Genomic DNA, 14,538 nt, shown 5'->3' with positions numbered 1-14,538 from the left:
TCAGCACAGTTAACCAAGAGTAGATTGCGCGCTTCGAGTTCACAGCGCACCTCCTTTTGATGGGAATGACGCTTTGAACACACGCGGCGCGCGCGTTGTTATGAAATTGGGGGCGGTCGGGGGGCCACGTGTTTCGGGCCGGATTTTCCGATTGGGGGGCAAGATATCAAATGGCGCAGCCTTCGCCCCTGCCCCCAAAGCCACCCAGTGCGCAACGCCCATGGCGCTGTTCAGGAACGGGGACACATCAGCGGCTGCGCTACACACGCAATCCTCGCATTCGGGACAGGGTTTCTCTTGTGGGGTGCCGGCTTCGTCGACCTCGATCTGAACCATCGAAATCCCGTATTCCGAGCAGATTTCGATCCATTCGCCTTTTGCGTCATGTGCCAGAGACGGGAGCGCCATTTGCAGAACAAACAGCAAAACGGTGGCCACAACGATTGCCCCATGCACCATACGGATCCGTCCGGCGAGCGGCGGGATCGGGTTGGCAGCAGAGAGCACAGAGGCGGGCATTTACGAATCCATCGGTTACATTCTGCGTGTGAGAATGAAGCGATCACCCGATCCGCGACTTGACTTTTGTTAGCTCCAACGACGTTTCTTGAAAATTGTTTGGATGCGACTGCCAGAGCGTTTCCCGAAGTTTGGGATACCGAGGCCAGGGGGCCTCGGCAGTTGATTTTGGAAGGGCGCCTTGGTCAACCGTTGCTGACGTCTGTGATTGCACTGTGCAGTGCCGAGACAATCGTGTTCACCTCGTCTTTGGAGATAATGATCGGAGGAGACAGGACAATCCGGTCCCCGACAGGGCGCACAACAACGCCGTTTTCGATGCATTTCTTGAACACGCGCGCGCCCATTTGAGAGGTGACAGGGAAGCCTTCTTTCGTAGCTTTGTCAGCCACCAGATCCACCGCCAGCATAAGACCGTGCCCCCGGACATCCCCCACAATGTCCAGATCGGTGAGGCCTTGTGCGGCCTCGTGAAAATAGCTGCCGACGTCGCGGGAATTGGCCAGCAGGCCTTCGGTTTCCATGATCTCGATATTCTTCAAGGCGGCGGTGCAGGCAACCGGATGACCGAAATAGGTCAAGCCCATGGAAAAGACGCCCCCTTCGCATTGCGGGCGGCTGATCACGTCATAGATTTCATCCGAAATCAGCGTCACGCCCAAGGGAATATACCCCGAGGTGACCCCTTTGGCGGACACCAGAATGTCGGGCTGATAATCGAACACGTCCTCGGACGCGAACCACGCGCCAAGCCGTCCGAAGGCGGTGACAACTTCGTCAGCGATATAGAGCATATCGTGGCGTTTGCAGACCTCCCACATACGCCGGTGATATCCTTTGGGCGCAACCAGAACGCCGCCTGCCCCCATCACAGGTTCGGCAATAAAGGCGGCGCAATTGTCGGGACCAAGCTGTTGAATGCGGGTCTCGAACTCTTGCACAAGGAAATCACAGTAGGCCTCTTCGGACATGTCCTGTGGTTTGGCATACATGTTCGCAGCCGACACATGATGGATCAGGTTTTCGGCCACCTTGTCAAAGCTGTTCTTGGTGGCGTGGATGCCGGTCAGCTCTGCAGCCACATAGGTGGAGCCGTGATAGGCATCATTGCGCGAGATGATCTTTTTCTTGCGGTGCTGTCCCCGCATTGTGAAATAGTAGTGCACCAGCCGGATGGCGGCGTCATTCGCCGTTGAGCCGCCCGTCGTGTAATAGACGTGGTTCAGGCTGCCGGGGGCATGGCTGGCCAGCCAGTAACCCAGTTCTGCAGCCGGTTCGCTGGTCGAGTGACCAAAGGGGTTGTAATACTGCATTTTCAGGACCTGATCGGAAATGGCCTCGGCCATCTCGCGCCGGCCATGGCCGATGTTCACGCACCAGAGCCCTGCAATCCCGTCGAGCAACTTGCGCCCGTCCGTGTCGGTCACATACATGCCTTTGGCGGTCTCGATCACCTGACTGCCTTCTTCCTTGAAGGTCGAAAAATCCGTGTAGGGGTGCAACACATGGTTCCGGTCTTTGGCCCAAGCGGAATTGGCATCTGTTTTGGTCATGACGGGTTATCCTCACTCCGGTTCATGCCGTTGATGCTAGGCCATACCGAAGGTGCCAATCAGTCCCCTGTAAGGGGTACTGCCCTGATGGTGTGGCGCCAGTTCACTCGGTGATCAGATAAAATTCGAGAGGGTCGCACGTTGCGGTGGCAGGCATATTGGACAATGCCTCGAGGAAAATCGATAGCAGCTCGCCCTGCGAGGCGACGCCAAGCTTGGTGTAGATCCGCTTGCGGTGCACCTTGATGGTTTCGGGGCTGTTGTCAAAAGCGCGCGCAATCGATTTGGACGAGTGCCCTTTGAGGATCATGCGCACGATTTCGCCCTCTCGCGGGCTGAGTACGGACGTTCCGAAGGCATCAAACGCGGCTTGCAGGTGCGCCCCAAGCCGGCCCGCGCCATCCGTGTTGTCCGGTGACAGGTTGGTCCAGTGCCGACGCGCAAGAGAGGACACAATCGGATAGGCATTTTTCAGACGTTCGGGTTTGGCCGAAGCACCAGACAGTTCGTTGCCCATGGAAAAGAACAGGGCAGTTTGCGCATCAAAATGCAGGATCATGCCGCATTCGTCACGCAGCCCCATATCGCGAAAGAACTTGGCGAAATATTCGGATTGTTTGAAATCGTCGGGGGCGACTTCATCCAGTGACAGAACCTGATCGCCCAGTTTTCTGCGAAACTGCAGAACAAACGGATCCAGCAAATAGGCGGCCTCAAGGTATAGTTTCAACAGTTCATGCTGTGAGGCCTTGCCGTGATTGCTGTAAAGGGCGACCGGCGCCAGACTGTCAAACAGAACAGTAAGGTATACATTGTCCGAACTGCAAAGCGACGCGCAAAGCTGGCCAATAAAGCGAGGAAAATCAGGGGTCCCGATCGCGTTGACGCAAGCGGCGACCAGCTCGGTTTCATCGTCAGTCAGTATCAAGTCCATACGCCGGATGTTGCCCGAGAACACGCCAAAAAGAAAGCGCCTAGCCTAGCCCGGTTGCTGAAAATCGGCCAGTTGGGTGGATAAGGGAATGTCTTGCGCGTCGGGGTTGCCCAATATTTCGGCAACGCACAGACCGGTGGACTGGTCCTGTGATGCAAGCGCGGTGCCGTCCGGTCCGCAAATCACAGACATGCCGGTGTAGGACAATGCGCCTTCGGTTCCACAATAATTGGCATAGACCAGCGGCACGCCGTTTTCTGCCGCGCGACTGGGCACCATGATCCGATTGACGTTCACGAAAGGCTTCATATTGGCGGTTGGCACCAGAACGATGTCAGCGCCCGCACGTACGAGGGCGCGCACGTGTTCGGGGAACTCGACATCGTAACAGATCAGCAACCCCCACTTTTTTCCGCGATAGCCAAAAACAACATGGTCCGTACCGGGGGAGTAAAGGGCTTTCTCGGCCTCTCCGAAAAGCTGGATCTTGCGATAGCGCGCCAGCGTGCCTCCGTCAGGGTCAAAGACCACCGCCGTGTTGAACACCTGCCCTGATTGATAGTCTGGCAATCCAATGGTGAGAGCCGTGCCGTAGTGCTGGCACAACTCGGATAAACGCAGCTCAACCCTGTCCCAGCCTTCGGGTGCGGCTTGGGTTGTTGCGCCATATCCCGGCAGGAAAACCTCGGGCATGACCAACATATCGGCATTTGCGTCTGCCGCAGATTGAAGCGCCGTTTCCACGGCCCCTAACCCCACATCCAAATCGCCCTTTGGAGACGGGCATTGGTAAAAGCCGACGATCATAGTTTGAAAACCGCGAATAAGAGCGAAGAAAAGGCCGCGCAAACGCGCGGCCTTTTGTGCTGATTACTTTTTCAGGTTGGTCCAGATCTTGTCATAGACCGCTTGTGTTGCTTCGTCACACACTTCGATGAACACACCTGCGCCTGCTTCTGCGGGCGGGTTGGACTCTGGCAAGGTGGCCAGTTCGGGATCAAGGAACTCTCCGGCGCCATTCACACCAAGGCCGTAACGCGCATAGTTGGAAACAGCGGCGATGTTTTCCGGCTCAAGCAGAAAGTCCATGAACTTGATCGCGCTGTCGCGGTTGGGCGCGTCTTTCAAAAGAACGACGTTGTCCATCCAGACGACATAGCCCTGTGAGGGGAACGCATACTTCAGCGAGGCTTTTTCGCTGCGGGCTTTGGCGCCGAAACCGTCATAGATCATGCCGACCGAAACATCGCCCGAGACCAGCACTTCTTTGGCCGTATCCGAGTTGAAGCTGGCCCAGTGGCCCTTGGCCTCTTGCAGCATTGCGTTCAGCGCCTTGAGTTTGTCACGGTCGGTCGAGCATTGCTCCATTCCCAAGTGCAGGGCTGCCATCGCCATGACTTCCCCCTGGCTGTCCAGCATGTTGATCTTGCCAGAGAGTTCCGCAGGCGGGTTGAACAGGATGTCTGTCGAGTTGATGTCGCCGGAATAGGACGCTGTATCCACCATGAACGCGGTCGAGCCCCACTGGTAGGGGATTGAATGCATACGGCCGGGATCAAAAGACGGGTCGGCCCAATCCGAAGAGATGTTGCCCTTGTTGGCCAATTCGCCGTCTGCGATCGTGTCCAGCAGACCTTCGCCCGCCATGATCGACACCATGTAATCACCGGGGACCGCAACATCATACGTGCCGATTGCACCGGCCTTGAGCGAAGCGAGCATGGCTTCGTTCGAGTCGTAAGTGTCCATGGTCACTTCGATGCCGGTTTCGGCCGTGAACTTGTCCAGCAGGTCCTGCGGAATGTACTCGAACCAGTGATAGACGACCAGTTTACCTTCGGCGCTGGCACCTGTCGCGGCAAGGGCAAGAGCCATTGCTGTGGCTGACGCTTTGATCATGTGTTTCATGTCTTTCTCCGTGTTGTCGTTTATTTTGTATTGTCGGTCTTGCTTACGAAATAGCTGATGGTGACCATCACGATGGACAGGCCAAGCAGCATGGTGGATATCGCCATGATGTTGGGTTTGATCCCTTGTTTGACGGATCCGAAGATCGCCGTGGGCAGTGTTTCGACCCCTGCCCCTTTGACGAAATTGGTGATGATGAAGTCATCAAGGCTGACGATAAAGGCGAGCAGAAACCCCGAAATGATACCGGGCATCATCAAGGGCATCAGGATCTTTGTGAAGGCCTGCCGCTTGGTGGCATAGAGATCCATTGCCGCCTGCTCATAGGTGTCTTCGATGCCCTGCATCCGCGCCGAGATCGGCAGATAGGCGAACGGAATACAGAACGCGATATGGGCCACAAGGATGGTCATCAACCCACGATCAAAGCCGATGGCGTTGAAAAAGATCAATGTGGCAACCGCCGTCACGATTTCGGGCACCATGAGGGGCAATGAAATCAGCCCGAACGACACGGTGCGCAGCTTGAACTGTCCGCCGCGCACCATTGCCGTCGCCGCGAGTGTTGCAATGGCCGTTGAAACCGAGGCGGCAATGATCGCAATCACAAAGGAATTGCGCGCCGCCAGTTTGAATTTTCCGCTGTCGGGGCCTGTGAAGACATCCGCATACCAGTGCAGCGAAAGCCCTTCCCAGACCGTGATCGATTTCGAGGCGTTGAACGAATAGATCGTGACCACCACAAGTGGCGCATAAAGGATAATCAGGCAGGCAATCGTGATGAACCGGAAGCCGGGATAGGATTTGATATCGTTTCCTGGAGTTGCCATGTCAGACCTCCTTTCCGGCTTTGGATTGTTGGCGCGCACAGATCAGCAGGATGATGAGCACCATCGTCAAAAGCACCATCGAAGCCGCCGCGCCAAAGGGCCAGTTGCCGGCATTGCCCTTGAACTGTTCTTCGATCAGGGAACCGATCATAAAGTTCTTGGCACCGCCCAACAGGTCCGGCGCAAGGAACGCGCCCAATGACGGCACGAACACCAGAATACAGCCGGCCACGACACCGGGCTTCACGGCAGGCAAAAGCACCCTGCGCAATGTGACCCATTTGTTTGCATAGAGGTCGGCGGCCGCTTCGGAGAGGGCAAAGTTGTACCGTTCGACGGCGGCATAGATCGGCAGGACCATGAAAGGCAGGTAGGAATAGAACAGGCCCAGTTGAACCGCCAGATTGGTGTTGATGATGTGGATGGGTTCGCTGATCAATCCGGTCGACATCAACAGGTCATTCAACGGCCCCTGATCACGCAACAGGAATTTCATCGACACCGTGCGGATCAACAGGTTCACCCAGTAAGGGATCGTGATGAGAAACAGCCAGACAGGGCGCACGTTTTCGGGGCGCGTCGCAATGTAATAGGCCGTTGGAAACCCGATAAGCAGGCTCAGGATTGTGGCGGCCCCTGCTTGCCAGATGGAACGCCAGAAAATCGTCAGATAGGTCCATTCAATCACGGGCGGGTCGTCGCCAAACAACCCCCTGTCAAAGAAGAACTGGTCATAGGCGGCCAGGCTGAATTCCCAGATCACGCCGCCTCTGAATTCCTTGGTCAGGAACGAATACACCAGCATCATAAATACAGGAGCCAGTGACAGCACAAGCAACACGCTCCATGCAGGCATCAACAGCCAGCCTCGCGCGTCCTTGTAGGTATCGGTGGTTGCACTGCCACCGCTTGCTGCGCCACCGGCCATCAGTCTACGAGGAGGCGACCTGCCCCCATCTCCATGTTGACGTACATCTCTGTTCCCGGCTCGAAGATACGTTTGTTACCGCGATCCGAATTCGAGGTGCGCACGATGAAATCGGGACCTTCGGCCAGCGCCACAATGGTTGTGATGTCCGTTCCGGCAAAGATGTTTTCCTTGACCGTCCCCTTGAGGCTCTCGGCTTCTGCGGGAATGTCGGACATGAACAGGCGCTCGGGGCGGATCGACATGTGTACCTTTGCGCCGACGCCAATGTCATCCACCTGATTGCAGGTCAGCTCGTGACCGCCCCCAAGGTGACAGGTTGCACGGCCTTGCGCGATCTTGTCGACGGACACTTCGAGAAGATTGGTTTCCCCGATGAAATCCGCCACGAACATGTTGTGCGGCCGCTCGTAAATATCTGTTGGTGCACCCAGTTGCTGAAGCTCCCCAGCGGACATGACCGCGATACGATCCGACATGGTCAGGGCTTCTTCCTGATCGTGGGTAACAAAAATAAAGGTGATGCCCGTTTCGCGCTGCAGGTGCTTCAGCTCGAGCTGCATGGCCTTGCGAAGTTTCAGGTCAAGCGCCGACAAAGGTTCGTCCAGCAACAAAACCTTGGGTTCCGGAGCCAAGGCACGTGCCAGCGCCACGCGTTGCTGCTGTCCGCCGGACAGCTGCGAAGGCTTGCGAGATGAAAACTGCGACAGCTGGACAAGTTCGAGCATCTCACCGGCCCGACGGCGGGCCTCGGCCTTGGAATTGCCGCGCATCTCGACGCCAAAGGCGACATTGTCGAGAATGGTCATTTGGGGGAACAGCGCATAGTTCTGAAACACGGTGTTCACTGGCCGCTGGTGCGGCGGCAGGTTCTCGATCTCGTCCCCGTAGAGGAATATCGCGCCTTCGGTCACATCTTCAAAACCGGCGATCATCCGCAACAATGTGGTCTTGCCGCAACCGGAGGGACCAAGCAGCGTAAAGAACTCATTGTCTTTGATCGAAAGTGATATCGTCTTCAAGGCGGTGAAGTCGCCATAGCGTTTCACAGCATCCCGCACATCGACTGCGCTCAGGGTCTCATCGTTCATTGCGATCGCTCCTTTGTCGGCAAAACTCTAAAGGTCGCGGCCGCGAGGTGTCGTGTCCCCCGGATGGGGGATAGGTCTGCTCATGCATGTTGCGCCTTCTCGTCATCGTCTATTTCCTTACAGCGGCAGGACACCGCAAAACCGTGTATTGCATCGCGGGTAGCACCGGGTGAGCGGAGCTTTTCTGCACGAAAAACTGCATCTAAAAGCCACCGTCAAACAATCGTAACAAACTGTTTTATTGTGATAATTCATCCAATGTGCGCATCAACATGCGGTCACAAGCGTCCAACTGGTCGAGAGCAATATATTCGTCCGGCTTATGTCCCTGCCCCGCCATTGACCCCGGTCCGCACACCACCGTTTCAATCCCCAAATTCGAGAAAAATCCAGCCTCGGTTCCGAAGGCAACTTTGGTGATGCTTTGATTTTCAGCCAATCTTTGGGCGATGCCCGCAATTCGGGCATCTTGGGAAACGTCCAATCCGGGATAGGCGTTATAGCGATCCAGAACGATATCCGCTTCGGCAAAGTCGGGGCGGTATTTTCGGGCGATAGCTTCGGCAGCGCGCGCGATCCGGTCCATGATATCTTCAGGATCGTCCGCCGCCAGATGCCGGTATTCAAATACAACTTCGGCGCTGTCGGGCACAATGTTCAACGCCATGCCACCAGACAGTTTGCCGACATGTAACGTGGTGTACGGGATGGAATAGGCCGCGTCTTGGCTGCCATTTTGGGCATACTCGGCCTGAATGTGGCGCAGTACGGCGACAAAATCGGTGGCAAGATGCAGGGCATTCACAAACATCGGGGCCAGTGCGGAATGCCCGTTTTGGCCAAAACATCTGGCGCGGATCGCTGCCTTGCCTTTGTGCCCGACCGCAACCTGCATTTCTGTCGGCTCTCCCACCAGACACATTCGCGGGGCGCCCAACAGAGGTTTCAACGCTGGCAACATGTGCTGAATGCCTACGCAGCCGATTTCTTCGTCGTAGGAAAACACCAGCTTGAGCGGTTCTTTCAAATCCCGACTGGCCGCCGCATCCGCAACGGTGAGCATGGCGGCAAGATACCCCTTCATATCGGTGGTGCCGCGCCCGTAGACGCGATCTTCTTCACGAGACAGCCGGAAAGGGTCTTTGGTCCAGTTTTGACCTTCGGTTGGCACCACATCGGTGTGCCCGGACAAGAGAACCCCGCCTTCGGAGGGGCCGATTTCGGCAAAGAGGCCCGCCTTTTGTCCCGACGCATCAGGAATGCGTGTCAGCCGAAAGCCGCGGGTCTGAAGGAAATCTTCAATAAAGGCGATGATATCCAGATTTGAACGCGCACTTACTGAATTGAAACCAATCAGTTTTTCAAGTGTTTCAAGGGTCAGTGTCATTGCTCTTCCAGTTTCAAATCCTGTGCGGACGTCTTCCGACGACGGGCGGCGTGATGCCGATACCATCCCACTCATCATACAATTGGATCAACGGGCAGAAAGAAGAGCCTTCATTCGCAATGCTTAGGCTATGCCTAAGATATTTATGGAGGGACGCTTGTCATCCTTCCAGCCCTGCGAAGTTGTCATTCTTGAGCTGTTCGACGCAATGGTCGACAAATGCACGCACAACGCTGGAGGTGTCGGCATCTTGCGACATCAGGCACCCCAGCCGCATAGGCCGAACATCTCCGACGAGGGGGATAAACTTGAGCAGCTTGCCGTCTGGCGAGCGATCGTTCACGGGCCTGACATTGGCAATCGAATACCCGAATCCGTTGGCCACAAGACTTCGCATCACGGCCATGTCTTTTGTGCGCTCGGCAATATTCGGGGTGACATCAGCCTGCGAAAAAAAGGACAGGAAATAGTCCGCGCTGAAGGGCAAATCCAAAAGAACCATCGGATGGTCCTTGAGGGTGGTGACAGAGACCTCTGACAAATGGGCCAGCGGGTGGGTCTCGTCCACAAGCGCATAGGGCGGCAGCTCTAGCAGGGATACAAATTGCAGGTCTGCGGGCAGGTTCAAATCATAGGTCAGCGCGACATCAATCTCGGCCCGCCGAAGTTGATTGAAAATTGCGGATTGATCCAGTTCGTATTGCGAGACGTCGACCTCTGGATTTTCGGTCTCAAAGCTTTTTCTCACCGAGGGTAAAACGACCTGAGCGAAGGTCATCAGACATCCCACGGCCAGCGGTCCGCGCACCACGCCGGAAATGTCTCCTGCCAGTGCCATGAGGCCTTCGGCGTTTTTCAGCACCAGCTTCGCTTGAACCAACATCCGGCGGCCCGCTTGGGACAAAGACAACCCCTGTGCATGCTGGCGCACGAACAGCGGCAGACCAAATTCCTTTTCCAGCTGGTTGATCGCCGCCGAGATGGAGGGCGACGACACGTTGACCTTTTCAGACGCAAGAGAAATGCTGCCGGCTTCGCCGACAGCAACAAAATATTCCAGTTGCCTGAGAGTGTATCTCAGCATGTTCTCTCCTGTGCCTTGGGTGGGTTGGTCAGGGTTTGTATTTGATCCAGGTCGTTTTGAGTGCCGTGTATTTATCGAGAGAATGAAGCGACAAGTCACGCCCAAATCCAGATTGCTTCATTCCGCCAAACGGGGTCTGGGCGGACAAAGCATCCACCGTGTTGACCGAAACCGTGCCCACATGCAGGTTGTCAGCGACGCGGCAAGCCTGGCTGAGGTTGTCTGTCCACACCGATGCCGCGAGGCCATAGATTGAATCATTGGCCATCGACACGGCCTCTTCTTCTGTATCAAACGCGATGACGGACAAAACGGGCCCGAAAATTTCGTCTCGGGCCAATGGGTTATCGTGGGTCACACCGTCAAAGATCGTCGGCTGGACAAAACAGCCCTTGCCATCGACCGTAACACGTTCGCCACCGGCGACCAAATTCGCCGTTTCCTTGCCAGCCTCGACAAAGCGCATGATGCCCTGTGTTTGCCGTTCGTTGACGATCGCCCCCATTTTCGAAGCCGGATCAAGGGGATCGCCCGGCTGCATGCCCTTTGCCCGTTCGATCATTTTCTCGACGAACTGGTCCTTTATTGAGCGTTCGACATAAAGCCTTGAATTGGCGGAACAAACCTCGCCTTGGTTAAAGAAGATTCCGAATGCCGCCATGTCGGCAGCAGCATCAAGATCTTCACAATCCGCAAAAACCAAATTGGGGCTTTTGCCGCCGGTCTCGGGCCACACCTGTTTGAGGTTGGATTGGCCGGAGTACTCCATAAAGCGCTTGCCGATCTGCGTTGATCCGGTAAAGGCCAGACAATCCACATCCATGTGCAGACCCAGCGCCTGACCTGCTGTGGCCCCAAAGCCCGGCACCACGTTAAAGACGCCATCCGGCACGCCAGCCTCGGCGGCAAGCTCTGCAAGGCGCAACGCGGACAGGGGCGATTGTTCGGCTGGTTTCAGCACGACGGAATTGCCTGCGGCCAAGGCAGCCGCGCCCTTCCACGTCGCCATATCCAACGGGAAATTCCATGGGGTTACAGCCCCGACAACGCCCAACGGCACACGGCGCACCAGCGCCAGATCACCCGGTGCAGTTGGGGCAACCTCGTCATAGACCTTGTCGATAGACTCCGCATACCACTGGAAGAAATGGGCACTTCCCGGGGCGTCGACAGTGACGGCATCGGTGATCAACTTGCCCATATCAAGGCTGTCCAGCAGCGCCATTTCAACGAGGTTGGCGCGGATCAAATCCGCCAGTTTGAGCAGGATCGCCTTGCGTCCTTCCGGTGCCATCCGTGACCACCGGCCATCTTCGAACGCGCGGCGCCCCGCCGCCACGGCAAGGTCAATGTCTGCCGCATCGCATTCAGCAACCTGATTCAGGATCTCTCCGGTTGCAGGGTTGATATTGTCGAAGGTCTTTCCCGAAACGGCATTCACAAAAGCGCCCTCGATGAACGCCTGCCCTCGAAAAGACAGCTCTGATGCGCGTGATTTCCAGTCTTGATTGGTGTAATCCAACATGATCGTCTCTGTCCTTATTCGTTTCCGGGCACGCCATAAGACGGTGCCTCGCGTGGGTCCAAGGCCCGTTGGATGTAGGCATCCAGTTGTGGTTTATAGACGTCCCAAGCCGTGGCGATGTTTTCGATCGGACACCCTTCGCTCCAGTCACAGCGCAGGTCGACAACGGGCCAGCTGACCTTGTCGACGATTTTCATACCGGCCGAATGAACCGGCCCCGCTTCGCCACCTGCCGCAAGACCCGCGCGCATGGCAGCAATCAGGCGGTCACCCAGATGTCCGGTTGCGGACAAAAATCCATCCACCACCGCCTGCGGGATGGTGTCGTTGGCCAGAAGGTTTCCACCGGACGCAACATTCTCGGCCGAGGCCTGCGTCCAGATTCCCAACGAGTTGGGACCTGAATGAATGGCGGTTGTGCCTGCGTTGTCGACGGCCAGAACCTGTCGGTATTCGATAAATTTGCCCTGTTTGACAACGGCGGCCACAGCTTGGGCCGCAGACAGCCCCTGTGCCATGTGGTCGAGCGTCAACGGCCCCAAAGACGGGTCCGTTACATTTTGCGAAGCAACCACCCCAACACCCGCCCGCGCGAACGAACAGCGGGCCGCAACCGCGGGGGACGATGATGAGATGGCAATGCCGAACATTCCGGTTTCGACACAACGGGCAACCAGTGAAAATGTCATGGCATCAATCCGGAATAACGGCGGTGCCGTCGATTTCAACCAGCCAATCAGGACGGGCCAGAGCCTGAACCACGAGACCGGTGGAAACCGGATGCACCCCTTTGATGTATTCGCCCATGGTGCGATAGACGTCTTCACGGTGGCGCACGTCGGTGATGTAAACCACCACTTTCACCAGATGCTCCATTGACCCGCCGGCCTCTTCGATCAGCTGTTTGATGTTTTGCATGACTTTGTGGGTCTGCTCGACCGGATCATGGCTGTCGATGTTCACGGCATCATCCAGATTTTGCGGGCATTGTCCGCGCAGCCAGACAGTTTTGCCGCCCGTGGTCACAACTGCCTGACACAGGTCGTTGTCCAGATTTTGTTCGGGGTAGGTTTTAGACGTGTTGAATTTACGTATCCGCGTGTGCGCCATTGGGGTCTCCGTCGTGTTTCAAGTTGCAGACAGATCTGTCTGCACCGGTGTTTTTTCAGGGAGGATCAGGGGAGCATCCCCCGAACCTGCGCCCTGTCGCGGGCCAAGGCCCAAAGCAGATCGTTCAGCGCATTCTGCGCCCTCGGATCAGGTGGGTGTTGCGGCTTTGGTGAAGGAAGACAAGAGATTGGACATCTGCTGGAAACATGTCTCGACCTTCAAAGCGCACTTGACCAAAAAGCAGCCCGCGGGCCCGGAACTGCGCAAAAGATGTCACGCTGGTGAACGACATGGAAAGCATCGTTTCGCTCAGCATCGGATAGGCAACGCCTAATCAATCAGAGAAACTGATTAGGTCTGTCCATTCCCTTTCGACACCTGCAAGGCAGAGCCCTTGGGTTTTGGGAATTAGCCCTCTGTCGGGGCGCGATAGTTCAAATAGGCTTTCTTGATCGAGATCTGGTCCGCCACATGTTTTGCATCATGCCAAACGCCCCAGATAAATGTGGACCCCCGGCGGGACTGCCACGGAAGACCAAGGAAAAAGATGTTAGGTTCACTCGACACGCCGCGTTGATGCTTGGGTGCGCCCTTTTCGTCAAAGGCATCCGCCTTGAGCCAGCTGAAATCCTGACGAAAACCTGTTGCCCAGATGATTGTCGTGATGCCTTCTTTGGCGAGGTCCAGTTCAGTGACCGGCGTTGTCAGGCACGCTGGATCAGGAAATGAGGTGCGCGCTTCCGGCTCTTCGGGAAGGTCGATGCCGGTGCGCGCGACATAGGCGTCTGCCATGTCCAGCATTTCAGCATAGTTGGCATCCCCTGCCGCGATGTTGTCCCTAAGATCGCCTTTGAAGGTCAGCACACCCTCTTTGAAGGCGTCTGTCAGGCCGGTCAGCGTGACGCCTTCGCCAGCCAAGCGGCGGAAATCCATCGTCTGGCCGCCATAGGCACCGCTGACGGAAATCGTGACATGTTCAGTACCGGGTTTCATCGCGGCCACATCCCAAAGGCCGAGAACGCCCAGCCACCATACGAAATCTCGCCCGCGATAGGCGCGTGGCGGGCGATCATGTGGTCCGACCGACAGGAACACCTTGCGGCCCGCACGGTTCAATTCGTCTGCGATCTGGGCACCTGAGGACCCAGCGCCAACAACCATTACGGCGCCTTCGGGCAGTTGTTCGGGGTTCTTGTAGTTAAACGAATGCAGCTGTTTGATATCCGTGTCGGCGGGCACGATGGGCGGGATGACAGGTGTTTGAAATGCGCCAGTGGCGGCGACGATGTTCTTGGCTTCGATGGTCCCGTCGCTGGTTTCCACCAGAAAAGCCCCGCCATCTGCCGTGCGCTCGGCCTTGGTCACTTCGACGCCCGCACGGATCGGCGCGTCAATCATCTTGGCGTAATCCACCAGATAATCGGCAATCCGTTCTTTGCTGGCGAACGCGTCCTGATCACAATCGTCGAACCCCAGGTTGGGGAAGCGGTCATGCCATGTTGGACCGTTGGCAACAAGAGAATCCCACCGACCGGACCGCCATGCCTCGGCCACCCGGTTCTTTTCCAGAACGAGGTGTTCAATTCCGTTTGCACGCAGGTGTTCGCTCATCGCGATGCCCGCCTGCCCACCGCCCACAACAAGCGTATCGGTTTTTTCAATCGACATT

14 protein-coding genes are annotated in these 14,538 nt (G+C 56.5%); all 14 read right to left on the bottom strand.

Annotated elements, in window-relative coordinates; all coding sequences use genetic code 11:
• Positions 1-39 precede the first annotated feature (39 nt).
• The 14 genes from PH7735_RS04240 to PH7735_RS04175 all read right to left on the bottom strand — a co-directional run bounded on the left by PH7735_RS04240 (position 40) and on the right by PH7735_RS04175 (position 14,537).
• A complete protein-coding gene (locus tag PH7735_RS04240) occupies positions 40-519 on the bottom strand; it encodes a DUF2946 family protein (protein WP_058310051.1) in 480 nt (159 codons plus the stop codon).
• Between the two features lie 185 nt (positions 520-704).
• The gene (locus tag PH7735_RS04235) at positions 705-2,072 is read right to left on the bottom strand and encodes an aminotransferase (RefSeq protein ID WP_058310050.1); all 1,368 of its coding nucleotides are present in this window, start codon (positions 2,070-2,072) and stop codon (positions 705-707) included.
• Positions 2,073-2,175: 103 nt separating this feature from the next.
• Entirely contained in the window at positions 2,176-3,006 is an 831-nt protein-coding gene (locus PH7735_RS04230; RefSeq protein ID WP_058310049.1) for a helix-turn-helix domain-containing protein, read from the bottom strand.
• Between the two features lie 45 nt (positions 3,007-3,051).
• The gene (locus tag PH7735_RS04225; RefSeq protein WP_145865256.1) at positions 3,052-3,813 is read right to left on the bottom strand and encodes a carbon-nitrogen hydrolase family protein; all 762 of its coding nucleotides are present in this window, start codon (positions 3,811-3,813) and stop codon (positions 3,052-3,054) included.
• Between the two features lie 63 nt (positions 3,814-3,876).
• Complete coding sequence (locus PH7735_RS04220) at positions 3,877-4,914, bottom strand: extracellular solute-binding protein (protein ID WP_199534967.1); 1,038 nt, start codon at positions 4,912-4,914, stop codon at positions 3,877-3,879.
• A 20-nt stretch (positions 4,915-4,934) separates the two neighbouring features.
• The gene (locus PH7735_RS04215; protein WP_058310047.1) at positions 4,935-5,744 is read right to left on the bottom strand and encodes an ABC transporter permease; all 810 of its coding nucleotides are present in this window, start codon (positions 5,742-5,744) and stop codon (positions 4,935-4,937) included.
• A gap of 1 nt (position 5,745) precedes the next feature.
• The gene (locus PH7735_RS04210; protein ID WP_058310046.1) at positions 5,746-6,672 is read right to left on the bottom strand and encodes an ABC transporter permease; all 927 of its coding nucleotides are present in this window, start codon (positions 6,670-6,672) and stop codon (positions 5,746-5,748) included.
• Entirely contained in the window at positions 6,672-7,763 is a 1,092-nt protein-coding gene (locus PH7735_RS04205) for an ABC transporter ATP-binding protein (protein WP_058310045.1), read from the bottom strand. Before PH7735_RS04205 ends, PH7735_RS04210 begins: the two co-directional genes overlap by 1 nt.
• Positions 7,764-8,001: 238 nt before the next feature.
• Positions 8,002-9,150: an acetylornithine deacetylase gene (argE, locus tag PH7735_RS04200; RefSeq protein ID WP_058310044.1), complete on the bottom strand. Its 1,149-nt coding sequence runs from the start codon at positions 9,148-9,150 to the stop codon at positions 8,002-8,004.
• 160 nt (positions 9,151-9,310) lie between these two features.
• Positions 9,311-10,234, bottom strand: a complete 924-nt coding sequence (locus tag PH7735_RS04195) for a LysR family transcriptional regulator (RefSeq protein ID WP_058310043.1) — start codon at positions 10,232-10,234, stop codon at positions 9,311-9,313.
• Between the two features lie 28 nt (positions 10,235-10,262).
• Positions 10,263-11,759 (bottom strand): aldehyde dehydrogenase, encoded by a 1,497-nt coding sequence (locus PH7735_RS04190; RefSeq protein ID WP_058310042.1) that lies wholly within the window; start codon positions 11,757-11,759, stop codon positions 10,263-10,265.
• A 14-nt stretch (positions 11,760-11,773) separates the two neighbouring features.
• Complete coding sequence (locus PH7735_RS04185) at positions 11,774-12,448, bottom strand: DUF1028 domain-containing protein (protein WP_058310041.1); 675 nt, start codon at positions 12,446-12,448, stop codon at positions 11,774-11,776.
• Positions 12,449-12,452: 4 nt separating this feature from the next.
• On the bottom strand, positions 12,453-12,869 hold the full coding sequence (locus tag PH7735_RS04180) for a RidA family protein (RefSeq protein WP_058310040.1): 417 nt from the start codon (positions 12,867-12,869) through the stop codon (positions 12,453-12,455).
• Between the two features lie 408 nt (positions 12,870-13,277).
• On the bottom strand, positions 13,278-14,537 hold the full coding sequence (locus PH7735_RS04175; protein WP_058310039.1) for a flavin-containing monooxygenase: 1,260 nt from the start codon (positions 14,535-14,537) through the stop codon (positions 13,278-13,280).
• Position 14,538: the final 1 nt, after the last annotated feature.

This window comes from Shimia thalassica (genome assembly GCF_001458215.1).
Classification (GTDB): domain Bacteria; phylum Pseudomonadota; class Alphaproteobacteria; order Rhodobacterales; family Rhodobacteraceae; genus Shimia; species Shimia thalassica.
This window is presented reverse-complemented; position numbering and strand designations above follow the sequence as displayed.